Source organism: Clostridium sp. NkU-1, assembly GCA_001312405.1.
In genome coordinates this window covers 69,782-90,307 of record BBDR01000018.1, presented here as the reverse complement: position 1 = coordinate 90,307, position 20,526 = coordinate 69,782, and the positions used below count along the sequence as shown (strand labels likewise).

The 20,526-nt window shown below is 44.2% G+C and carries 27 protein-coding genes and 2 pseudogenes; 3 read left to right on the top strand and 26 right to left on the bottom strand.

Annotated features, from left to right (window positions below):
• Positions 1–90: 90 nt before the first annotated feature.
• From JCM10519_RS32635 to JCM10519_RS20785, 23 genes and pseudogenes are all read right to left on the bottom strand, one after another.
• Positions 91–258, bottom strand: coding sequence for a hypothetical protein (locus tag JCM10519_RS32635; protein ID WP_347845010.1), 168 nt, complete (start codon positions 256–258; stop codon positions 91–93).
• Complete coding sequence (locus JCM10519_RS20880) at positions 255–584, bottom strand: hypothetical protein (RefSeq protein ID WP_054741578.1); 330 nt, start codon at positions 582–584, stop codon at positions 255–257. Before JCM10519_RS20880 ends, JCM10519_RS32635 begins: the two co-directional genes overlap by 4 nt.
• Complete coding sequence (locus JCM10519_RS20875; RefSeq protein ID WP_347845022.1) at positions 584–1,243, bottom strand: DUF4317 family protein; 660 nt, start codon at positions 1,241–1,243, stop codon at positions 584–586. Before JCM10519_RS20875 ends, JCM10519_RS20880 begins: the two co-directional genes overlap by 1 nt.
• A gap of 236 nt (positions 1,244–1,479) precedes the next feature.
• A complete protein-coding gene (locus JCM10519_RS20870) occupies positions 1,480–2,292 on the bottom strand; it encodes a DUF1189 family protein (protein WP_054741576.1) in 813 nt (270 codons plus the stop codon).
• Positions 2,293–2,308: 16 nt separating this feature from the next.
• Positions 2,309–2,458 carry a hypothetical protein gene (locus JCM10519_RS32630; protein ID WP_347845009.1) on the bottom strand — a complete coding sequence of 50 codons (150 nt, stop codon included), beginning with the start codon at positions 2,456–2,458 and terminating at the stop codon, positions 2,309–2,311.
• A gap of 124 nt (positions 2,459–2,582) precedes the next feature.
• Entirely contained in the window at positions 2,583–2,786 is a 204-nt protein-coding gene (locus JCM10519_RS20865) for a hypothetical protein (protein WP_054741574.1), read from the bottom strand.
• 206 nt (positions 2,787–2,992) lie between these two features.
• A complete protein-coding gene (locus JCM10519_RS20860; protein ID WP_347845008.1) occupies positions 2,993–3,226 on the bottom strand; it encodes a hypothetical protein in 234 nt (77 codons plus the stop codon).
• A 22-nt stretch (positions 3,227–3,248) separates the two neighbouring features.
• Positions 3,249–4,571 carry a hypothetical protein gene (locus JCM10519_RS20855; protein WP_054741570.1) on the bottom strand — a complete coding sequence of 441 codons (1,323 nt, stop codon included), beginning with the start codon at positions 4,569–4,571 and terminating at the stop codon, positions 3,249–3,251.
• A gap of 15 nt (positions 4,572–4,586) precedes the next feature.
• Positions 4,587–5,099, bottom strand: coding sequence for a hypothetical protein (locus tag JCM10519_RS20850; RefSeq protein WP_347845007.1), 513 nt, complete (start codon positions 5,097–5,099; stop codon positions 4,587–4,589).
• Positions 5,059–5,949, bottom strand: coding sequence for a hypothetical protein (locus JCM10519_RS20845; RefSeq protein ID WP_347845006.1), 891 nt, complete (start codon positions 5,947–5,949; stop codon positions 5,059–5,061). The genes JCM10519_RS20850 and JCM10519_RS20845 overlap by 41 nt, the downstream gene beginning before the upstream one ends.
• Before the next feature lie 16 nt (positions 5,950–5,965).
• The gene (locus JCM10519_RS20840; protein ID WP_054741563.1) at positions 5,966–7,039 is read right to left on the bottom strand and encodes a glycoside hydrolase family 38 C-terminal domain-containing protein; all 1,074 of its coding nucleotides are present in this window, start codon (positions 7,037–7,039) and stop codon (positions 5,966–5,968) included.
• Positions 6,990–7,958, bottom strand: a complete 969-nt coding sequence (locus tag JCM10519_RS20835; protein WP_054741562.1) for a hypothetical protein — start codon at positions 7,956–7,958, stop codon at positions 6,990–6,992. The genes JCM10519_RS20840 and JCM10519_RS20835 overlap by 50 nt, the downstream gene beginning before the upstream one ends.
• Complete coding sequence (locus JCM10519_RS20830) at positions 7,912–8,277, bottom strand: hypothetical protein (RefSeq protein ID WP_347845005.1); 366 nt, start codon at positions 8,275–8,277, stop codon at positions 7,912–7,914. Before JCM10519_RS20830 ends, JCM10519_RS20835 begins: the two co-directional genes overlap by 47 nt.
• Before the next feature lie 8 nt (positions 8,278–8,285).
• The gene (locus tag JCM10519_RS20825) at positions 8,286–9,098 is read right to left on the bottom strand and encodes a hypothetical protein (RefSeq protein ID WP_054741558.1); all 813 of its coding nucleotides are present in this window, start codon (positions 9,096–9,098) and stop codon (positions 8,286–8,288) included.
• Positions 9,088–9,785, bottom strand: a pseudogene (locus JCM10519_RS32625) (hypothetical protein). The gene JCM10519_RS20825 and the pseudogene JCM10519_RS32625 overlap by 11 nt, the downstream one beginning before the upstream one ends.
• A gap of 19 nt (positions 9,786–9,804) precedes the next feature.
• Positions 9,805–10,452: a hypothetical protein gene (locus JCM10519_RS20815; protein ID WP_054741554.1), complete on the bottom strand. Its 648-nt coding sequence runs from the start codon at positions 10,450–10,452 to the stop codon at positions 9,805–9,807.
• A pseudogene (locus tag JCM10519_RS20810) lies at positions 10,449–11,060 on the bottom strand (carbohydrate kinase family protein); the annotation flags it as partial. The pseudogene JCM10519_RS20810 and the gene JCM10519_RS20815, both read right to left, overlap by 4 nt.
• Before the next feature lie 137 nt (positions 11,061–11,197).
• Entirely contained in the window at positions 11,198–11,401 is a 204-nt protein-coding gene (locus JCM10519_RS20805; protein ID WP_054741550.1) for a hypothetical protein, read from the bottom strand.
• A gap of 18 nt (positions 11,402–11,419) precedes the next feature.
• Complete coding sequence (locus tag JCM10519_RS20800) at positions 11,420–12,043, bottom strand: carbohydrate ABC transporter permease (RefSeq protein ID WP_347845004.1); 624 nt, start codon at positions 12,041–12,043, stop codon at positions 11,420–11,422.
• A complete protein-coding gene (locus JCM10519_RS32620; RefSeq protein ID WP_347845003.1) occupies positions 12,003–12,320 on the bottom strand; it encodes a hypothetical protein in 318 nt (105 codons plus the stop codon). Before JCM10519_RS32620 ends, JCM10519_RS20800 begins: the two co-directional genes overlap by 41 nt.
• Before the next feature lie 19 nt (positions 12,321–12,339).
• Positions 12,340–14,037, bottom strand: a complete 1,698-nt coding sequence (locus JCM10519_RS20795) for an extracellular solute-binding protein (protein ID WP_054741549.1) — start codon at positions 14,035–14,037, stop codon at positions 12,340–12,342.
• Between the two features lie 87 nt (positions 14,038–14,124).
• Entirely contained in the window at positions 14,125–15,051 is a 927-nt protein-coding gene (locus tag JCM10519_RS20790) for an ABC transporter permease subunit (RefSeq protein WP_054741547.1), read from the bottom strand.
• A 30-nt stretch (positions 15,052–15,081) separates the two neighbouring features.
• Entirely contained in the window at positions 15,082–16,782 is a 1,701-nt protein-coding gene (locus tag JCM10519_RS20785) for an endonuclease/exonuclease/phosphatase family protein (RefSeq protein ID WP_054741545.1), read from the bottom strand.
• A 207-nt stretch (positions 16,783–16,989) separates the two neighbouring features.
• On the opposite strand from JCM10519_RS20785, the gene JCM10519_RS20780 reads away from it, so the two are divergent.
• The 3 genes from JCM10519_RS20780 to JCM10519_RS20770 are packed head-to-tail and all read left to right on the top strand — an operon-like array spanning position 16,990 to position 18,383.
• Complete coding sequence (locus JCM10519_RS20780) at positions 16,990–17,460, top strand: DUF6669 family protein (RefSeq protein WP_054741544.1); 471 nt, start codon at positions 16,990–16,992, stop codon at positions 17,458–17,460.
• Positions 17,461–17,475: 15 nt separating this feature from the next.
• Positions 17,476–17,709 carry a PHP domain-containing protein gene (locus JCM10519_RS20775; RefSeq protein WP_054741542.1) on the top strand — a complete coding sequence of 78 codons (234 nt, stop codon included), beginning with the start codon at positions 17,476–17,478 and terminating at the stop codon, positions 17,707–17,709.
• Positions 17,670–18,383: a CehA/McbA family metallohydrolase gene (locus JCM10519_RS20770; protein WP_054741540.1), complete on the top strand. Its 714-nt coding sequence runs from the start codon at positions 17,670–17,672 to the stop codon at positions 18,381–18,383. The genes JCM10519_RS20775 and JCM10519_RS20770 overlap by 40 nt, the downstream gene beginning before the upstream one ends.
• 277 nt (positions 18,384–18,660) lie before the next feature.
• Here JCM10519_RS20770 and JCM10519_RS20765 read toward each other — a convergent pair whose 3' ends face one another.
• From JCM10519_RS20765 to JCM10519_RS20755, 3 genes are read right to left on the bottom strand one after another with little or no spacing between them, the layout of a single operon-like run.
• Positions 18,661–19,074, bottom strand: coding sequence for an AraC family transcriptional regulator (locus JCM10519_RS20765; protein WP_347845002.1), 414 nt, complete (start codon positions 19,072–19,074; stop codon positions 18,661–18,663).
• Positions 19,075–19,114: 40 nt separating this feature from the next.
• The gene (locus JCM10519_RS20760; protein WP_054741535.1) at positions 19,115–20,143 is read right to left on the bottom strand and encodes a response regulator; all 1,029 of its coding nucleotides are present in this window, start codon (positions 20,141–20,143) and stop codon (positions 19,115–19,117) included.
• Complete coding sequence (locus JCM10519_RS20755) at positions 20,133–20,480, bottom strand: ATP-binding protein (RefSeq protein ID WP_054741534.1); 348 nt, start codon at positions 20,478–20,480, stop codon at positions 20,133–20,135. The genes JCM10519_RS20760 and JCM10519_RS20755 overlap by 11 nt, the downstream gene beginning before the upstream one ends.
• Positions 20,481–20,526: the final 46 nt, after the last annotated feature.

Here is a 20,526-nt window from a genome sequence, read left to right as displayed (position 1 = left end):
GGATGAGCTTTGTTTAACCCCTGTTCCATTTTTGCATTAAGAGCTGCTTTGATTGTTGATTCTATTATAAATCTAACTATTTTCCCCGGTTTACTTTATCTGAAACCCAGCCCAGGACTTGCTTATGAGTTTTCGGACCGCTTCCCCACTAATTTCAGCAATCGTCTTATCTCCAGCCTCAGAAATATCATCAGCTTCTATCCAGGAGAGGGAGGCCTGCAGCTTTTCCAAATCTCCATAGAAGGTATCCGCAATCACATTGTGCTGGTCTTCCGTAATAGAATGGCCGTCAGCAATCCGTCCATGGACTCATTTACCTCCCAGATAGAACTGTGTGTATAAAGGCCATTTCCCTGGCAGGTGGATGCAATAATTTCCAATCGGCCATTCTTCTTAAAATCCGTAACGGAATAACCATAGCGTCCATAAAGAATCTCGTCATCTCCCCACCAGAGTGCAACGTTTCCAGAAATAAGATCCAGCTGCTTTTCAATGGTATCGGAATGATTTTTAACAGCTTCCGTCTTTTCTGCTCCACTGTCTTTACAAGCAGTCAAGGCTGCCATCATTCCTACCATGCACATCAGAACGGCAAGCCGCCGATTCCCAATGCCTCCAAGATTTCTTTGTGCGGCCGGTCCGCATCTGCCTGAAATACATCAATATGATTCAGATCCCCGCTTCTGTCTGTAAATGCGGGGAATAAGAATCCACACTCCGGTTTCCCCGGCTCATACTCCCCTGCTAACGGGCAGATAGCACAAATCATATATTCAAACACTTCTTCCGATTCCCACAATCTCTCCTTATCCGAAGCCTTTGCCGGAATATCATAGCGATCATGGAAAAGTAAAATGGCATATTCCAAATCCGTATGGTAGCTTTCCATGACTACATCATAAAATGTGTCCATCAGGGCATCATTTTTTAGTCCGCATTCATTCATCGCCATAAGCAGCTGCCACATACTCCCCGGCTTTCGCATGCTTTGTGGAAATTCATATTTCTTTAAGTTTACATTGGTGGCAGAAAAGGGAATCTCCTTTGCCAGCTTCAATTTTTTGGTTCGCTCTGAAGGAGGTAATTTTAAGAAATTTGTATTAAAACTCCCATCAAACTCTCCCTCCCTATCAACATAACACCCTGCGATTCTTGTAAAGGATGTCCGGGCAAGGGTCATCCGCTTGTCAGCTCCAGCATATCTTCTCTGTTTATCATTGTCTGTCAATTCCTTTTCTGTCATTTTATCCAATTTTCCCTTTGCTTCTTTTGCATCCAGGTTTATTCAATACTTTTACATTCAATTAAGGATTTATACTTTTGTTTGTGATATTATATTGCACAAGGTGCGTCCTCAGGGATGCACTTTTTATTTGAGCTCAATTGAGCTTATTTAATCACGAATCACATTATCTTACAAAGAAGTGAAACAGGATATTGCGAATTATAAAAAAATTGGTAGTATCCCCTATCTTGCTTTTATCTAAAATAATTACCCTGCTCTGAAACAAATTCCATGGGTTTTTGCAGATCAGACTCCTTCATCTTCTGAATGGCAAGTACAATATATAACACGGAAAGTCCAAAATTAATGATCCCGAACATTGGTATGGAAAACGGCAGAAAGGACATAATTGCCTTAATCAATAAAGGCAGCGTTCTGGCATAGACCCCCATCTGATACAACTGTCCAAAGGTCAGACGGTATTTCATGCATGAGGCAGCTATCATCCCAATAAGAGCAACGACCAGTACTCCAAAGAAAAACAACGCCGTCATGAATATAAATGCCAGAACCATAAAAGCTGTTACAACCAGATAGGCATTCGGTACCCATTGCAGAAGCGTCTCCCTGCTGAAATCCATGTCAAATTCGGAAAAGTATTTTCCCATAATTTCACCTTTATTCTTTACAATGACCTTTTCCGAATCCATCAGGACTACCTGATAATAATCTGAAATATATTCCCTGATCTCATCCACATCATAAAAAGAGAGATCCGGGGCCGTATCTATATAAATATATGTACCATCTTTTTCGTATTCGATCGGCTTCTCAACCCAAAGAGTTCCGCCGCTTAACTCAAAATCAGGAACATAGTCTTCTATTATTTTTACAAATCCGCCTGTTTTGAACTGAAATTTTATAAAAGGAACGATCATGGTCAGGGAAAAATATATGACCATAAGAACAACTCCTGCTAAAAAAACCTTGCTGCGTTTATTTTTTATAAATTCCTTAAAGCATTTAAAATCATAAAGAGATAATCTAAGTTCCTTAAATATATTCAATTTTATCTTTCCTTCCTTATAGCTGTGCTAATGCAAATCCAATTCCAAAAACCAAAACATAAGTCAAAATCAGCACCACAATATCCAGGGCCACTCTTGCGGCTATATGGATTTTTTTGTTGGAAGAAATAGAAACAGTAGCAGAACAGCCGATTATACCGATCAATGCTCCCAAAAGACCATTTATAAGATTTATCGAGTGCAATGCCATGAAAATATATGCCCATTTAGGGATATTAACAGGAACATATGCTTCACCGGTTGCACAGTCTTTCCCGTCAATAACCAGCTTAGTTCCCCCAATCAGAACTTACAATCAACGAAGCCTTTTTAGTGCCAACATCTATGGCATAAGCAGCCTGAAACCACTCTCGCTTAACAAGGAAGTCCTTCAGCTTTTTTTCTTCATTATTCACAAGAACCTTACTCCCCTTCAGCTTGATCTCATAATTCTTTTCATCAACTTTTACTTTCCATACTTTACCCATACTCATGTGCCCTTTCTCTTAAGTGTTTTTATACATGGTTATCTTATCATGTGATGAATGAAAGGAAAAGGCTTTTCTTAATGTGCTGGTTCAAATCCTTAATCTGTACAACTTATTCCACCATTTTCCGGTTAAATACCTCATCATGCTTTCATAACTTCAGATTTTTTAAAATAGCGCCGGTAATAACCACCGGCGCCATTCTTATTAATTCAATCATACTTCTCTACTGTAACTTCATTTATAATAAACCGGTATTTAAAACGCACTGCCATATTATCTTTCTCCGTGGTAAAATGTGCCTTATTGCCTGAGCCGCTTCTGGGATATCTGTCTTCCTGATAGGTGGCCGACAGCGTTCCGTAAGTCGCTACCGAATAATCATAAGTCCCTGCAAACGGCAGTACCACAGACAATGTATAGGTGTTGTCACCGATATAATACATCCGGGTCACTTCGCTGTTAGAATCATTTTTTTACTGCGCCCACATAAGGCTGAAAACTTCCATATACCACAATTTTCTCCGGCAGCTTCATTCCGGTCCTTTCATCATAGACTTCTCCGGCTCCATAACGAATGAGCATCTCAGGATTGGCCGCTTTTTTTCTAAGTTCATGCCCAGTGGCCCATAACCGCTTCGCTGTCTCCTCCTGACTGAACCCCATGGGGCAATCAGAACTCTTTTGGTTTATCTGATAGAAATTCTGACGGTCCAGTTCCCCGTTGTCAGCTCTTATTCCTGTAACCGCCCCATCTCCCAGCATCCGGCGAAATGGCAGTTCAAAGTAAGCATTGGGATTATTGATCTCTGTCCATTTGTAAGTATATTCCAGAAAATGATTTCGGCTCTCTTCTGGCTGATTGGCAAACCAGGCGATCTGGTCATATCCCCACCAGTCCTTCCATGCCAGCTCTTCTCTTGAATAGGAATCCCGGTCTTCCACCGCTAAACCGCCCCAATTATCATACTCCATCAAATAAGGCATGGTACCTGCCGACCATCCATTGGGGTTTTCTCCCCCTTCACTGTAGCCCTCTCTCACCAGCACCAGCTTCTCTCCGGGTATTTCCAGAAGCGGAACTCTGGTAAATGGCATTGCATGATAATCAAACAGCAGCTTTCCACGGATATTGACGCCATGGGTATGGGCATCGAGAAGCACCTTGTGCCGTCTCCCATGCACTCTGGCATATTCCCGTATCATGGAAAAAAGCCGCTCTGTCTTTTCCATACCCGGATCATGAGCTGTGTATAGATGCACCTGTCCCATATGCAAAGCTTCATAGCCACAGTCAATATATCTGGTTGCCCGGTAATAAAACCACATCTGCGCTTCCCGGCGGGACAGATCCGGGATACCCCCATTTTTAGACGGATCTTTTCTGCGGCTTATATAACCGGATGATTCATCTGTAAACAATGCCTCCTGCATCCGAAAGGTTCTATCTTCCGGCTTCACCCCAAAGGCTTTGAACACATAGCCAGGTATCCTGATCTCCTCCATCCGCTCCACAATCCACTCAAACACGCAGGCCTGAAGAATAATCTCCGGATCCACAGCATGGACTTTTTCCGCCAGTTCCCTGGAGAGACGAAAATGCTCCTCGTCCTCCATCGACATATACCAAATGCCGGATGCCCTTCCCAGAAATTTTACGCCCATCTCTTTGATAGCGCGCAGATCATCCGTAAGAGTTTTGCTTTCGAATAATCCCGCTGCAGTTACGCAGCGGGATAAATAGTTCTCCAACACTTCCCTTGATATCGTTTCATAAAATACAAAATCCATCTATCGTTTCCTTTCTTACTGCTTTTCCAGAAATTTCACTATAGTAATGATGCCGGCCCCGCTGGCCCCCTCTCTCATTTCCTCAGTTTCAGAGCGTATCACAGATGGTCCTGCCATATCAAGATGAATCCACCGGGTTCCCGGATCCACAAACTTCTCCAGAAAGCAGGCCGCCACACTGGCTCCGGCGCCTTTTCCCGGCGCATAATTGGCAAAGTCTGCAACTGTACTCCATTCCAGAAGCTTATGATAACAGGAATCCAGGGGAAGCCTCCAGAACTTCTCTTCTGACTCCCGTGCAGCCTCCAGCCAGTGATTCAGCAAATCTTCATCATTTACAAACAACCCGGTAAATGAATCTCCCAGTGCGGCATGAGCCGAATAGGTCAGCGTTGCCATATCAAGGACAAAAGCTGCTTTCTGCCGCTGCGCATAGGTGATGCCGTCACAGAGCACCAGCCGGCCTTCTGCATCCGTATTATAAATCTCAACGGTCTTTCCAGCCAGTGTCGTAATCACGTCTCCCATTTTTACCGCGTCGGAGCTGATGACATTTTCTGCCAAAGTTAAGATTACCATGAGATTGTTTTTTTACTTTATTACGTACCAGGATTTCAAAAGCTTCCAGCACGCCTGCTGCTCCGCACATATCAAACTTCATGCCTGACATATCATCCATGGACTTTAAGTGATATCCGCCGGAATCAAACATCAGACCTTTTCCCACCAGCCCAATCCATTCGCCTCCCGGCAGTCCTTCATACTGAAGAATAACCATGGCTGCCTCCCGGCTGCTTCCCTGGTTTACAGCCAGCAGACCACCGCAGTTTAATTCTTCCAGTTCCCGGTTCCTTAATGTCCGGCAGAAAACCCCAAGGTTTTTTGCCAGATCTTCGGCATAACGGACCAGATCCTCCGTATGCAGATAATTGTTAGGCAGATTCCCAAGAGTACGGGCATATCCCCTGCATTTACCCATGTTTTCCCCTTTGAAAAGAATCTGTTTCCACATTTCATCCGATATTCCTGTATATCTGTCTTCCCTGCCTTCAACAGCCTCACTGTTACCCACAGCAAAGGTATAACAGGCTTCCCCATAATCAGCCAGGCTGTCACGGTTCTCATAAATCTCTTTGCGGTTCAGGCCTTTTAATGCCTCTTTATTAAAGCGGTAAGCCCCATCATACAGGCCGCAGACTCCATGTTCTACGGCCTGTGTCAGTTCTTCCGCTGTGAACCCCAACTGATCCAGCCGAATCTGACAGTCACCTCCACCTTTCTTTCCCAGCTTTCTGAAAAAAGAAAACAGTGATTCTCCATGTTCCGGCCTTAAGTTCCTGCTTTCAGGGGCCGGGCTGCGGGTGATTTCAATCCTCATGTCCACGGCTCCTTCTTTATTCCAGTTCCAGCAGCAATGTCTTAATTTCATAAGGCTTCAGAGGTACCTGAATCTCTCCCGGGTTAAACGTTGTCTCCTCTTCCATCAGATTACACTCACACCATTGTTTTACCGGCAGTCTGCTGCTGACTTTCACAGCACATCTTCTGCCCTCAAACTCATGGAAGCGAAGTATGATGCGTTCTCCATTTTCTTCACGTTTCAGCGCATCCACAACCAGATTCTCCTGATCAAATGAAATCCAGCTTTCACTTCCCAGTCTGTTTTGACCCGGCTTTCCGGTCAGAGGATTATTTAAATCAAATGCCTGCTGCTCAATGCCCACCTCATACCATTCCTTATCATGAGGCAGAATTGCATACGTAAATTCATGGGTTCCAAGGTCTGCCGTATAGTCAGGATCCACTGCGGATTTTAAAAGAGTCAGGCGGATGGTATCCTCTTTCACATCGTGGCCATATTTGCAGTCATTCAACACGGCCATCCCATACCCTGTTTCCCAGATATCCACCCATTTGTGAGCTGCCACCTCAAACTTAGCAGCTTCCCAGGTCGTATTCCTGGTAATCGGCCTGCGGATATTTCCATTTTGAATGTCAAACCGGGCATCTACCGCACGCACAGCCACCGGAAAGCTGGTCTTTAACAGCTTCTGACGCTCTTGCCAGTCAACGATCGTCTTAAAATCAATCCGCGGACTTTCTTCATACAGGCACATAGTCTGCCGGATCTGGGATTTATGATACAACCAGGAAAACTCCACTTCCCAGCCCAGACTGTGTTTTCTGGTATTGACCGCAATGCAGTTCTCCACTGTCTCCCGTTTTAAGTCAATGGTAGGCTCCAGTTCCCAGGCATCAAAACATCTGGGTTTGTCTTCAAAAATCTGAAGCACGTTGGCGCATTTCCCTTCAGGAAGAACCTCCCGCTCCGCTTTTTTATCGTAGATTCGGTTCAACTGACCCTTTTCATTCCAGGAAATCGTGTAAAATGGCGTTTCAATCTGAGATGCTCCTACCTTAGTCTCTGACAGCTCTGCATCGGTATGACCGGCTTTTTTTTGCCACAATGCGGAATGCGGAAAATGAGAATGGCTGTATCTGGAAAACCCATATAAGCACCCCGTTTTCTTTCCAGACTGCTTTTACTTCCTGACCGTCTTTATCTATCACCATATGCCCTTTATAATGAGAAAGCTCTGCATCAGCCATATGGATAAAGGTTGCCCCGCTTCTCATCCAGTTGGAGTTATTGAACACCGTATAACATCCGGCTTCCGGTCCATAAAGCGTCTGATTTACCGCTTCCATGGTTTCCTTTATCAGCTGCAGGGCCCGGCCGTATTCCACATGGCTGTCTTCATATACTTCTTTAATAGAAGAGCCGGGAAGAATATCGTGGAACTGGTGACACAGCACAATTTTCCATGCTTTTAAAAGATTATCATAATCATAAGGTACTCCCGCAGCCGCTCCGGCCAGTACGGAAAGCATCTCTGTATCACGAAGAAGATATTCCATTCTCCGGTTCATCTTCTTATTATAAGCCTGAGAAGTATAGGTCCCCCTGTGAAACTCCAGATACAATTCGCCATCCCACACAGGAATATAGCCATCCATAGGGTTTTCTTTCAACGTCCGGTTTAGACGGCGGAAATATTCCGTAGGCATCTCCATCTTTACATGGGGCAGACCGGGAATCTTGCCGGCGGCTTCTGCCTGCTTTATCTGGGTTCTGGTTGGGCCGCCGCCTCCATCACCGAATCCAAAGGAAATCAGCAGATCTTTATTGCTATCCTTATTTTTATACTGCTCCCACACACCCTTTATGGCGTCCGGACTGGTATTGCCATTATAGGTATAGTAGTCCTCCCCTGGATCTGTTGTTGTGATAAAATGGGCTGTCACTTCAGTTCCGTCCATTCCTTTCCAGCAAAAGGTATCATAAGGCAGACGATTGGTATCGTTCCAGCTTATTTTTGTGGTCATAAAGGTATCTATCCCCGATTTTTTTTAAAATCTGGGGCAGTGCCCAGGAGTATCCGAACACATCCGGGAGCCATAAGTATTCGCTTTCACAGTCAAATTCCTGTCTGAAGAAATTTTTACCAATAAGAATCTGGCGAATGATAGATTCTCCGGAAGCTAAGTTGCAGTCGCACTCCACCCACATGGCTCCGGAGGGTTCCCATCTTCCCTCTTTCACACGCTTTTGAATATATGTATAGATATCGGGATAATCTTCCTTGATATACTCGTATAACTGTGCCTGTGTCTGAAGAAACCGATATTCAGGATACTTCTCCATAAGCCGGTTCACGGTAGAAAATGAGCGTGCTGCCTTTTCTCTTGTATGGCGCAGCGCCACAGCCAGGCCACATCGATGTGGGTATGTCCGATCAGACTTACGTTCACGTCCGGCTTTCCCCTGCCATCCATCTTTGAGTCAAGGAACTGCCAGGCTATTTTCACAGTCTCATAAAATTCTTCACCTCCGGGCTCTGTAAAGTTAATCCTGGTAAAAGTACTTACCAGAGTATTCAGGATCCATTCTTTATACTCATTTCCCACCAGCAGCAAATCATAAGTCTCAAGTGCCGCCTTTGCCAGATAATACAGATCATCTGTGGGATGATCAAGAATTCCTATCTGAGCCTGGCGGATTTCCATCATCTTTTCCTTTGGAATTCCTCCGCCGCTTAGTCCAGACCACAGACGAAATTTCAGTTCCTGGGAATAACCATTTACTGCCGGCTCCAAAAATACTTCATGGTGATTTCCGTCCACTGCCTGATAAGGCTTTCCGTTTAAGTACAGTAAACTCTCAAAATCCCCGTTATTTCCCGTACCGGTCCGGGCACCGAAATCAAACAGTCCCAGTACCTCTTTATCTTTCCATTCCCGGGGAATTTCTACGTCAGCAGTCAGCCAGTTATAACGATCCCAGCCCTTCCAGTAAAAACCTGTTTCCACCGGCTGTCCTGTCCCTTGGGGGATTCTGTTGCCTATTGTTCCATGATCCTCCCATAATAACAACCCTTCCAGGTCTTTTCTGTCTCTATATCTAAGGCTTTCCAACTCCTCTATGATATTCTTAATTCTGTCCCGATTGTGAAAATCAAATGGCATTTTTTATTCCTCCATACACCTCATCGTATCTATCCACCAGCTGCTTTGCCAATGAATAGGAATTTACCAGAGGATGCAGCGTCAGCGCTCTGATGGCAGTTTCTCTTGACTGTGTTTTCACAGCTTCTACCGTAAGTTTCTCATACATCTTAATCAGGCGGATCAATAAATAACAGTCTTCCGGCACTTCTTCAATCTTAACCGGACAAATACCAGCCTGGATACCAGGCAGGTGGTTTCAATCACGTCCTGATCTTCAAGTCCCGGAATGCTTCCGCTATTTTCGATGGAAAGCACAAGATACTTTCCCTCTTCACTCTGCATTCCCTCGATGCAGTCCAGCATAACACCGGCATACCCCATGCCCTCAGGAACCTCAAGCTGTCCCTTTTCAACCAGCGGCCCCTTTTCAAGGCCGGTTTCGATGTTCATGTAGGAGTTTTCCCTGAGCTGCATATAATAAAGAAAAATCTGCAGCGCTCCTTCCGGATCCGAATCCATATCCATGGCTTGCAGCTCCTCCATCATCCTCATATTGACGGCTTCAATCGTCTTTCCTCTGGTTGCTCCTGATTTTATTATATTTTCAAGTGCCTTTTCCCTATGGTAGTAATAATATAGGTATTCATTGGGAAGGAATCCAATCGAACGCAGCAGTTCCGGATCAAAAATGGAAAATTCCTGTATATGCTTTAAAAGCCCGTCATCAGCCAGAAGCTCTGGCAGGATTTCTTCCCCTTTCTTTTTTTACGCTGCGAATCCAGGAGAGATGATTCAATCCGAAAAATTCCACGTAAAGCTCTTCTTCCGTCACTCCCAGTGCTTTTGCCATGCGGAATTTTGTGCTGCTTGGAGCATCACAGATTCCAATGACCCTGGAATATCCGGCACTATGCAGCGCCTGAGTTACCAGACCTGATGGATTGGTAAAATTAAAAATCCACGCCTCAGGTGCGTGTTTTTTTATTATCTCGCAGTATTTCAACAACACCGGTATTGTCCGCACAGCCATGGAAAATCCCCCTGCTCCGGTGGTTTCCTGACCAATAACTCCCAGGTCCAGTGCGACTGTCTCATCGGTTACCCGGGATGAATCTCCCCCCACACGAAGGGTCGTTACAATAAAGTCTGACCCCCTTATGGCCTCCACCGGATCAGATACCGCCCATACCTTCAAATCTTTCTGTTCCCGGCTTACCACATGCTTACAGAGCTTTTCAATAATTTTCTGCTTTTCCTCCTGGATATCATAGAGAACAACTTCATGGATATTCAAATTTTTATAACGCTTTAGAAGACCATTTATAAAAATGACGGTACGTACGCCCGCTCCTCCAATCACTGCAATCTTCATTTTGCCATCCTCCTTTCCCTATAAGTCTGTATAAACTCCATAAGCCTGCTCTCTGTGGGAAACCCTGTGTTTCCTCCAAGTGCGGTTACTGACAAAGCACCGCAGCCATTCCCGAAGCGCAGAGAATCCTCTGGTGATTTTCCTTTTAAAAATCCATACAGAAACCCCGCATTAAAGGAATCTCCGGCTCCGGTGGTATCTATTGTCTCCACCGTATAAGCGGCTGCCTCATAAATAGCTTTCCCTTTTACGGCAATGGAACCCTGTTTTCCCATTTTAATCACTGCCAGTCCGCAATACGCCGCAAAATCCAGCGCGGCCTCTCTGGCATCATGGTTCCGCCCGTAATGTCTGGCTTCTGTTTCATTCATAAACAATACGTCAATATATGGAAACAGCTGATAAATCTCCCGTTTCCACTCCCCTGTGGAATCCCAGCCTAAGTCAAAGGAAACCGTAGCCTGTGTCTCCTCTTTGATTCGCCGGAGGAATCTTAAATAAGAATCGTGATTTGCCGAACCCGCATATCCTGTCACATGAATATGAGAAGCATCATTTACCTTCTCTACATCCACGGTATCAATATTGATGCTTTCATTTGTTCCGCGATAGGTTAAAAAAAGACCTGTCTTTCTCGTTTGTAAAGCTTAAAGAAATGCCTGTTTTTCGTGTTTTGCTTGTTTCAAGAAGGGAATCGTCTATATTATTTTCCCGAAATATCTTTCGGATGAACGCTCCATAGAAATCATCGCCCACTTCCCCCTGGAACACCGGATGCAGCCCCAGTTTCCCCACACCCAGTGCAAACAGCGCCTCCGCCGCCTACAAAAGTCTCCATGACCGGAACCTCATCCTCCTGTCCCGGCTCAGGGAACTTTTCCACACCAGGTATTACAATATCAATATTTACATCACCATAAACGTATAAATCCCATCTTTTTTCGTTCATTCTCTCTCCCCTGGATACTCACCCTTTGACCGCACCCATCATAGCGCCCTGGGCAAAATATTTCTGTATAAAAGGATAAACACAGAGAATCGGTACTGTCGTTACCACAACTGCCGCCATTTTTAATGAATCCGAAGTTACGGAGGCCGTATTATGGGCCAGCGCCTGCGCCACGGAAGTAACCTCACGCTGTGAACTCATGGCTTTCGTCAGCATCTGCTGCAATACGGTCTGAACCGGCCATAACTTCGTATTATTCATATAGAATGCTCCGGCAAACCAATCGTTCCAGTGATTCACAGCCGTATAAAGTCCCACAACAGCGATTACCGGTTTACTTAAAGGGAGCATGATTTTTGTATAAATCTGAAAATATCCGCAGCCATCAAGCTTTGCCGACTCTTCCAGGCTGTCCGGTATCCCTTCAAAGAAGCTTCTCACCATGATAAGGTACGTTACACTCACCAGACCGGGAATTACGTATACCCAGAAAGAATTCAGCAAATGCAAATTTTTATACTGGATATAAGTAGGAATCATACCCCCGCCAAACAACATGGTAAAGGTAATCAGAATCGTGATTGGCTTACGTCCGGGAAGATCATACTGTTTCAGTACAAAGCCTGCCATGGTAGTGACCATCAGACTTAAAAAAAGTTCCGATTCCTGTTCTCGCCAAAGTGATTCCATATGCATTCATGATGCTTCCGTCTTTAAATACCTCTTTAAAATTGTTTAATGTAAATTCTCTTGGCCAGAACCAGATACCGCCCCGGGCGGCGTCCTTTCCATCATTAAAAGAAAGAGCCAGTACATTTAAACACGGGAGCAGAATAATCAGACAAAGTGCAATGATTATAATATAAATCAATATCTGCATTGCCCGGTCCACTGGGTTTGTCTTTATAAATTTTTTCATTTTGCTCCCCCTCCATATCTTATTTATAAAATGTTACTGATTTCGGATTTTCATCGTAAACTTTTTTCACATGATCTTCAAATCTTTCCACACCTGCTGCTTTAAGCTGAGCACGGAAGGACTCAACAATGGATTTTACCTCATCATCTGATTTTGCGAAGCATGCCTGTATGAAGGTTTCCTTCCAGTCCAGAAGCTCCATCTGCATCTTAACATCTGCCAGTTCATCTGCTGATAAGTATGCCGTGGCATCAAGCCCCGGAACCAGTTTCTTTTCCACCGGATAATCCCTGGCAATTTTTACACTTCTTGCGAACGTGGACTCACCTGCGGATGCACCGGGACGTGACTCCCCAAAGTTATCAATGTTGTTTTTATTGGTCAGCACAAATTCAAAAAAGTAATTTCCTGAACCTCCAAGACCGGAACCAACTGTATGAATCAGATAATCTGTATCACCTTCATTCAACTTTTTGACAATCTCATCCTTTAGCCGCGGATAGCCGTCTACCATGTCATAGGATACTCCCTCAGCGCCATACTGGGCGATGATCTGCCCTTCCTTTGAAGACAGCCAGTCAAAGAATTTGAATATCTCTTCCGGATTCTCAGCATTTGCAGAGATTGCCATACAACCACGGTGAGACTTGCCGTGTACCACTTCCTTGTTGTCCCCCTGAATATCATTCAACGGCCCAAGAGGTACCCAGTCATTACTTCCATATATGATTTCTTCATAATTATGGACATCTGCCATGATTGCCGAGCTGTGATTTCTGGAAACCTCTTCCGCACGGGTGGAGTCCATGGTAAAGAACTCAGGATTCATAAGTCCTTCATTAAGAAGCTTTCTCACAAAGTTAATCTGGTCATAGGCATAATCTGTTTCAGCAATGTGCTTTACTTTTCCATCTGTATCCAGATTATAATTATCACTGACACCCCAATTATATCCGGCAGTTATAAATTTCAGAGGATCTGCAGAACCACCCCAGTATTTCGGCCCCAATGGATATACATCATTGCCGTTATCATCCTTAAAGCCGCCTTCTTTAATCTTGACCAGCAGGTTATAAAAGTCGTCCTGTGTATTAATTGTTCTGGGATCAATACCAAGAGCATCTGCAATGGCAGACTGGATGTACATACCGCCCACATACTCTTCATCCGCATTGTATTCCAGAGAACGGTCAATCTCGTCTATATTCATCTGCCACATATAGACACCGTCCAGATTTTTTCTGAACACAATATTATCATGGGTATCCTGCGGAAGGTAACCATCTTCATAATATTTTGAATACACCTTACTGTTCTTCATGTAATCAGAAACATCTGCAAACATGCCATCCTTGGCAGCCTTATACAGCAGCGGAAATTCCTTTCTTGTGGAATCATCCAGATAGCTGACAATCACATCCGGGATGGTTCCTGATGCCAATTGGGAAGCCATTACTTTTGAGTCACTGTCTCCGGGCGTATATCGGACCTCCAGTTTGATACCCGTCAGCTCCGTAATCTTCTTCATTGTTTCCGTGTTGTTAATATCATCCGGAAGGGTATTCCCGATATCATCTACATAGGCCTGAACCGTAATGGTACGGTCTGCGATCCAGGTATCGGGCTTACCGGAATGATCTGTGCTGCTTTCGTCGCTTTTTGCAGTACTGCTGCTATTGCCCTGGCTGCTGCAGCCTGCCAGCGTTGTTAATGCCATGCTCCGGCCATAGACACTGCCAGCCAGCGTTTTAAGATTTCCCTTTTCATGTTTAATACCTCCCTAGAAAATATAGTTATAAAACTCTTACCAAAGTCCGACCTCAGTAACCTTCTTACTGAGTTTATTACATACTACAACCAATACCAGGCCTACAAGTCCCTGTATGAGGCCAATGGCAGTCGCATAACCAAACTGTCCGCCCTGGATACCGGTCCGAAGTACAAAGACATCAAGAGTATCTGCCAGTGCCATGTTACCGGGCGTGCGCAGAAGCCAGATTTGCTCAACCCCGGAGGAAAGCAGTCCTCCCACTCCCATGATGAACAGAAGGCCTATGGTTCCGCGTATACTGGGCAGTGTAATATGCCACATCTTTTTTAACTTGCCGCAGCCATCCATCTCCGACGCTTCGTACAGAGAAGTGTCTACCGAACTGATTGCCGCAAGATAGATAATGGAATCCCAGCCGATATTCCTCCACAAATCCATGGAAAACAGAATACGGAAGAAATATTTTGCATCCATCAGGAAAAACGTACTTCCATCTCCTCCCAGTGCTGAAATTGCCTGATTCAGCACACCTGTGTTGGGAGCCAGAATTCTCTGCAGCATTGTAACGATAATAATCGAAGACAGAAAATGAGGCAGATATGTAATTGTCTGTGAAACCTTCTTGAATTTCATACTGCGAAGCTCATTTAACATCAGTGCCAGTATTATGGCAAAGGGAAATTCCAGAATACATTTAATCACACCCACGGTTAAGGTATTTTTTACCAGTCTTGGAGCGTCATAGCTGGAAAAGAACGTCTTAAAGTACCTAAGTCCCACCCATGGGCTTCCCCAGATTCCTTTCTTAAATGAATAATCCTTAAAGGCCAGTACCAAGCCTGCCATAGGTACATAGCAAATCAATATGTAGTAAACAATACAAGGCAGAAGCATTGCATACAGCGGCCAGTAACGAAACAGCCTTTTTCCCAGCGGCTGTTTTGGCGGCTCATATTGCATAAAATATCCCCCTTTTTGATGATTTTTTCATTAAATCCATTCCAGCAAAGCACAGACAGGATAGTGGTCCGACAGCCACACGCCATCTTCCCTCTCCTCCCATTTATCCACAGACCGGCATCTAAGGCCGGTGCCTTCAGCCTTTGAGTTTCTGATAAAAATATAGTCGATACACTCCGGTTCATCTTCCGGTTCAAAGCCGTGGTAAGTAATTCCAATCCCTTCTGTGATATTCTTATATTCCGGACGCTGCTTTATCTCAAGGAATTCTTGGCCATCCGGCTCTGCATTAAAATCACCTGCCAGAATCACAGGCGCTTCGGGAAACAGCTTTGCTTCCTCCGCCTTTTTAAGTACCTGCCTCAGTCCCAGAACTCTTGCCTGTACCCCCTGATGGTCCAGATGAAGATTGAAAAGGCGGAACACTTTTCTTTCCTCCAGATCTTCAAACAAGGTTTCCGTGCATACCCGGGGACAGATTGACTGTTCTTCATATCTGCTGGCAGGCCGGTAAGGCTGTAAAGAAAGCCAGAAGGTTTCCATGGAGATCAGATTCAGCCGCTTCTTTTTGTATGCCACAGCCACCTGTTCGTCCTCCAGCGTTTCACTTCTCCCACATCCCACCACATAATAATCATCTAACACATCCTTTAACCATGCTGCCACATGAGAAAGCACCTCCTGAAAACAGATCAGATCCGGTTTCTCCTTTTGTATTTGTTTCAGGATCAGTGATTTTCGATATCGGAAACTGTTGCCCTTATCCTGATCGTAATCACATCTTATATTGAATGTTACGAGTTTCAGCATCTTTACCCCCCTATAACCAGAGCCATACAGGCTGACTCCATGCCTTTTCCCATGGGAATCCTTCAGCGTCACACGTACATATTCCTCATCTCCATTCAGTTTAAATTTCCCCTCTGTTAAGCTTTCTACATCACTGTGCAGATGGCCGCCCCGGTGAGGTGTTTGAAAATAGATATCCTGACAGGCTGCACAGATTACCACTGCCTGTTGATCTTTTACATAAAAGTCCTCAATCAGAGGACCGCCGGACGCGAAAAAGCTGCCGTCTTTCAATGCCTGCATGATCCCTCTGTGAGTAAATTCCCTGGTTTTAACCATAACAAAGCCGCCCAGACTATGTTCTTCCAGATCATGTGCATCATCTGTGGCAAAACAGCTGATCCTGTTTCTCACGAAAAGAAAATGGTCAAAGTAGGTTTCCGAGTTGCCGTTATTTGATTCAAATTCTGATCCATGATTATAGATTTCCATTCCTATCATGCCTTGCAGATACTTGATATCAACAGAGTCCACTTTGGACCAGTACGGATGTGCATATAACGTGACATTACCCTTCTGCCCAAAATATTCTATGATCCTCTCTGGGGTACTTAAGGCATTTCTCTTTCGCTCCTCCAGAAATGTATAACCCTCCGGGATTTTATTGGTTTCCGGCAAGCCCAGCCCAACCAGATGATGATCCTTTCTTGCAGGAAGTTCTATATCCAGTTCCGTACCCGGGAACACCAGAAAATCTTCCCTGCAAAGCTCAGGATGGATTCCATACACCCAGTGATCTGTGATTGCCAGAAAATCATACCCTTTGCTGCGGTAATGTTTTGCCACTTCCTCTGGAGTATTCACTCCATCAGACCAGGTAGAATGGGTATGCAGGTTCCCTTTTTTATAGCTTCCCTCTTTATACAGAGTTCTCTTTTCCAAATAAAGCTTCCTTTCCGGCCCTTATCCCGGGCCTCTTGATTGTCTTCCAATATATGTAGTATATCAAAACATTGTTTTTCTCATAATGCACACAACTTTCAAAAAAACTGGATATTTCTACGATTGTTCTCTGATGCTTGACATTGGAAAATGATTGCTTATTCTTGACTGGAATCAATAAAAAAATATAAATGGAGATATACGACTATGGATGAAATGAAAACTGTCTATCAGGTCCAGGGGAAGCTGTCAAAAGATTTTATCGGACAGATTTCCTATACTGTCTGCCTGGATGAAACCTATGAAGAACTGGATATCGAATTTTCTTTCGGACCCAGGCACTTTTCTCCCGAAGATATAACTCCCGGGCTGAAACAAAGGCTGCTTGATTACTGTAAAGAAGCCTATGATTTAACCCTGTCTTCCCCGGAAGAACTTGAGGATGCCATCTATGGCCAGATGAAAACTGAGATTCATACCCTGGCAATGTTAAACGATGAATTCATTGGATGCATCCACCGGCAGCTGACCACCAGGCATATGCACTTTACTTGCGAAGAAGCTACAGAAGGCTGCATTCCGCAAGCCTCCATTGAAGGAGTTTTAAAGGTTACAATTCTGGCTTTTTCCGTGCTCCTTGACAACACGGATTACACCCTGACTGTGCGGGTACGATAATAGGAGGAACCTGACATGTATAAAAGACTGGAACTACACAATCATACCAACGAATCAGATGCTTCCTGCACCTGCCGTGAACTGACGGAGCTTATGGCTGCTGATCAAGTGGACGCTTTTGCTCTCACCGATCACAATACCATATCCGGGCATAAAAAAATCCAGGCAATTCTGGAAGAAACGCACCTGCCATATCCTTTATTCCGGGCATGGAATATACAACCTACTATGGGCACATTCTCTGCCTGAACTTAAAGGAGTATGTTCCCTGGGAGAACATCAACAAACACAAACCGGAGCTGCTCTTTTTGGCTGCCCGCGCCAAAGGTGCACTGGTGGGTATCGCACATCCCTTTTCCTATGGCTGGCCTTTTGCCCAGGGATGCCGGTTTGTAATGACTGTTACTGACTATTCCTGCTGTGATTTTATCGAGATTTTCAATAATCCCGAACCCCTTCATGAGGTAAATGAAAAGGCTGTGATGCTCTGGGAATCTCTGGTGCTTTCCGGTGAAAAACTATCTGCTACCTGCGGCATGGATCTGCATGGCAACAGTTCTTTTTCCGGACATTACGCCACCTACATTCAGGGTGAAAAAGGCGGTAACATAAGCCAGGAACTGGCAGATGCCATACATACACAAAAAACCTGGGTATGCAAAGGCCCTTTGCTGGAAATCCATAGAGAGGACGGCATGATTCATTTTTCTGTTCACCAGACAAAAAAAACGGGATACACTCCTGTCCTGCCGGAAGATTATATTATCACTCTGAAATCTGGTTCAGCCACCTTAACCTGTCATCTGAATGACCGGATTCCGGTTACTGAATTCGGAAAGGATACCATAATTATTCCAAAGCTTTACGAAAAAGAAGTTATTTTGGAAAACCTGGTGTGTGTAAGTCCGGTGATTTACTTATGACTACGGAGCCAGGGGCATATCACTGACGCAGAGAGAGTTACTACGATCCAGCTTCCTGTGGCAATGTCCCATCCCAGTTTTTTTACCAAACAGAAAAAAACACCGTTTTTAGTAGAGTTTCTACAAAATTTAACGGTGTTTCTCTTTTTACATCCTGTTTTGTTCCCGATAACCAAGAGGAGTCATACCTGTGTGTTTTTTGAATACCCGGAAGAAATACTGACTGTCTTCATAGCCAGTTCGCTTTGCGATATCCACCACGCTGAGTTCCGAATTCTCAAGCAGTTCCTGTGCCTTTTTTTACTTTTAGTTCCGTAATATAATTCACAGCAGACTGTGAGGTCTCCGCTTTAAATATAGACGAGAAATAATTTGGACTCATACCGTAGCTCATCGCCAAATCATTGATTGCGATATTTTCACTGTAATGCTCCTGAATATACCGGACCGCCATCTGGATTTTGCTCCTGGCATTCATGTCGTTCACTGCTTCTGCACGGACACACTCCATAATGATATCGATAATACGCTGCTGGATTTCAGAAGCCGACTGAATCTGATCCGGCAGATTAAAGCTCATCAACAGCTTTTCCATGCTGGAGACCTTTCTTTTCTTATCATAATGTTTAAGAATTACATTTAAAATCCGCACCCACATAATTCTCAAATAAGGCGTACCATACTTTCGCATCAGTCTTCCGAAAAAATTTCCTGCAAAAGATTTTTTTATCTTATGGATCTCGTTTTTTTTCCAAATAGGAATCCAACAGATGAATCTGAGAAACGGGAAATTTCTGTTCGCTGAATATCCCGGTATCCTCATAAAAATATATATTGGAATTTCCATAAATGATTCTCTGTTTCAAGGCTCCAAGTGCTTCTGAAGCTGATTTTCTTCCGAGTAAGAGCGTGTATCTGCTTACCCCTAATGTCAGATAAATTTTCATCCTCTTTTCCAGAACAGACCGCATTTCAAGGAAAATACGCTCCACTTCATTTCTCAGTCTCTTTTCGTCCTCCATAAAAAAGACAGCATACAATTGATTATTGTCGGAAAGGCTGTTCACAATCTGTTTTCCGCAGGAAGATTCCAGTTCAAGGAAAACATTTCGAACAGAAAACCGTATTAAATCACCATCCATCCGGCGAAACTTCATATTGTCATAGGTTTCCCCGTTGATATGGATAACAGACAGCATCATAAACACATCCCTGCTGCAGTCACCGGCATCCATTCCGCAAACTTTGCTTAAGCCCTTATAATCCATGGTTTCAGCTGAGGTGTCAAAAAGCAGTGCATTGATAGCCTTTTCCTGAAGGTATTCCTGCTTTTCACGATCCATTCTCGTCTGCCTAAACATGGCACTTCTGATTTTGGAATCCCTCTCCATATCCTGATATAGCTTCTTAAATGTCTTTTTCAGTTCTTCATTGGACAGAGGCTTCAACAGATAAGCCTTTACTCCCAGGCGAATCGCAGTTTCTGCATAAGAAAACTCTGCATAACCGCTTAAGACTACAAACTGCATATCTTTTTGAAGCTTTTTTATTTTATGAATCAGGGTGAGTCCGTCCATGTCCGGCATCCTTATATCCGTAACCACGATATCAATCGGATGATTTTTTACAGCCTCCAGGGCTGCCATACCATTCGCTGCTTCAAATATTTCATATGTATCAATTTTTAAATACTCCAGCCGTGCCCGCAATCCCTGGCGTATTAAATCCTCATCATCTACAATCAGTAAATTATGTCTCATCCATCTCACCTCCTTTGACTATAGGAAGACGAAGTGTAAACCGGCTGCCCTGATACGGATGACTTTTTATGATAATCCCATACTGCTCCCCACAGGACAATTTAATCCTCTGGTTTACATTCTTGATTCCTATGCTTTTATTCTTCTTTTTATCCGGTTCAGCGCCGTTAATATAAGCGCTTAACGCTTCTACCTCCTGACTGTCCATGCCCACTCCGTCATCCTCAATACAGATGCAGAGCATATCCCCTTTTTCATAAGCGGAGATTTCAAAAGTTCCTGTACTGGTCAGTTCACCCAGACCATGAACAATCGCATTTTCCACAATCGGCTGCAAGATAAACCTGGAAGGTAATACTTTTTGTCATCCACCTCAATATTGC

Bases quoted from the DNA above. Each gene is read 5' to 3' on its own strand.
- JCM10519_RS20880 (WP_054741578.1), bottom strand. From the start codon at position 584: ATGTGCATGGTAGGAATGATGGCAGCCTTGACTGCTTGTAAAGACAGT.
- JCM10519_RS20875 (WP_347845022.1), bottom strand. From the start codon at position 1,243: ATGACAGAAAAGGAATTGACAGACAATGATAAACAGAGAAGATATGCT.
- JCM10519_RS20865 (WP_054741574.1), bottom strand. From the start codon at position 2,786: ATGAGTATGGGTAAAGTATGGAAAGTAAAAGTTGATGAAAAGAATTAT.
- JCM10519_RS20860 (WP_347845008.1), bottom strand. From the start codon at position 3,226: ATGTATTATATCGGTGACAACACCTATACATTGTCTGTGGTACTGCCG.
- JCM10519_RS20855 (WP_054741570.1), bottom strand. From the start codon at position 4,571: ATGGATTTTGTATTTTATGAAACGATATCAAGGGAAGTGTTGGAGAAC.
- JCM10519_RS20850 (WP_347845007.1), bottom strand. From the start codon at position 5,099: ATGGGAGACGTGATTACGACACTGGCTGGAAAGACCGTTGAGATTTAT.
- JCM10519_RS20845 (WP_347845006.1), bottom strand. From the start codon at position 5,949: ATGAGGATTGAAATCACCCGCAGCCCGGCCCCTGAAAGCAGGAACTTA.
- JCM10519_RS20835 (WP_054741562.1), bottom strand. From the start codon at position 7,958: ATGACCACAAAAATAAGCTGGAACGATACCAATCGTCTGCCTTATGAT.
- JCM10519_RS20830 (WP_347845005.1), bottom strand. From the start codon at position 8,277: ATGGAGAAGTATCCTGAATATCGGTTTCTTCAGACACAGGCACAGTTA.
- JCM10519_RS20825 (WP_054741558.1), bottom strand. From the start codon at position 9,098: ATGCCATTTGATTTTCACAATCGGGACAGAATTAAGAATATCATAGAG.
- JCM10519_RS20815 (WP_054741554.1), bottom strand. From the start codon at position 10,452: ATGAAGATTGCAGTGATTGGAGGAGCGGGCGTACGTACCGTCATTTTT.
- JCM10519_RS20805 (WP_054741550.1), bottom strand. From the start codon at position 11,401: ATGAACGAAAAAAGATGGGATTTATACGTTTATGGTGATGTAAATATT.
- JCM10519_RS20800 (WP_347845004.1), bottom strand. From the start codon at position 12,043: ATGGTCACTACCATGGCAGGCTTTGTACTGAAACAGTATGATCTTCCC.
- JCM10519_RS32620 (WP_347845003.1), bottom strand. From the start codon at position 12,320: ATGAAAAAATTTATAAAGACAAACCCAGTGGACCGGGCAATGCAGATA.
- JCM10519_RS20795 (WP_054741549.1), bottom strand. From the start codon at position 14,037: ATGGCATTAACAACGCTGGCAGGCTGCAGCAGCCAGGGCAATAGCAGC.
- JCM10519_RS20790 (WP_054741547.1), bottom strand. From the start codon at position 15,051: ATGCAATATGAGCCGCCAAAACAGCCGCTGGGAAAAAGGCTGTTTCGT.
- JCM10519_RS20780 (WP_054741544.1), top strand. From the start codon at position 16,990: ATGGATGAAATGAAAACTGTCTATCAGGTCCAGGGGAAGCTGTCAAAA.
- JCM10519_RS20775 (WP_054741542.1), top strand. From the start codon at position 17,476: ATGTATAAAAGACTGGAACTACACAATCATACCAACGAATCAGATGCT.
- JCM10519_RS20770 (WP_054741540.1), top strand. From the start codon at position 17,670: ATGGAATATACAACCTACTATGGGCACATTCTCTGCCTGAACTTAAAG.
- JCM10519_RS20765 (WP_347845002.1), bottom strand. From the start codon at position 19,074: ATGCGAAAGTATGGTACGCCTTATTTGAGAATTATGTGGGTGCGGATT.
- JCM10519_RS20760 (WP_054741535.1), bottom strand. From the start codon at position 20,143: ATGAGACATAATTTACTGATTGTAGATGATGAGGATTTAATACGCCAG.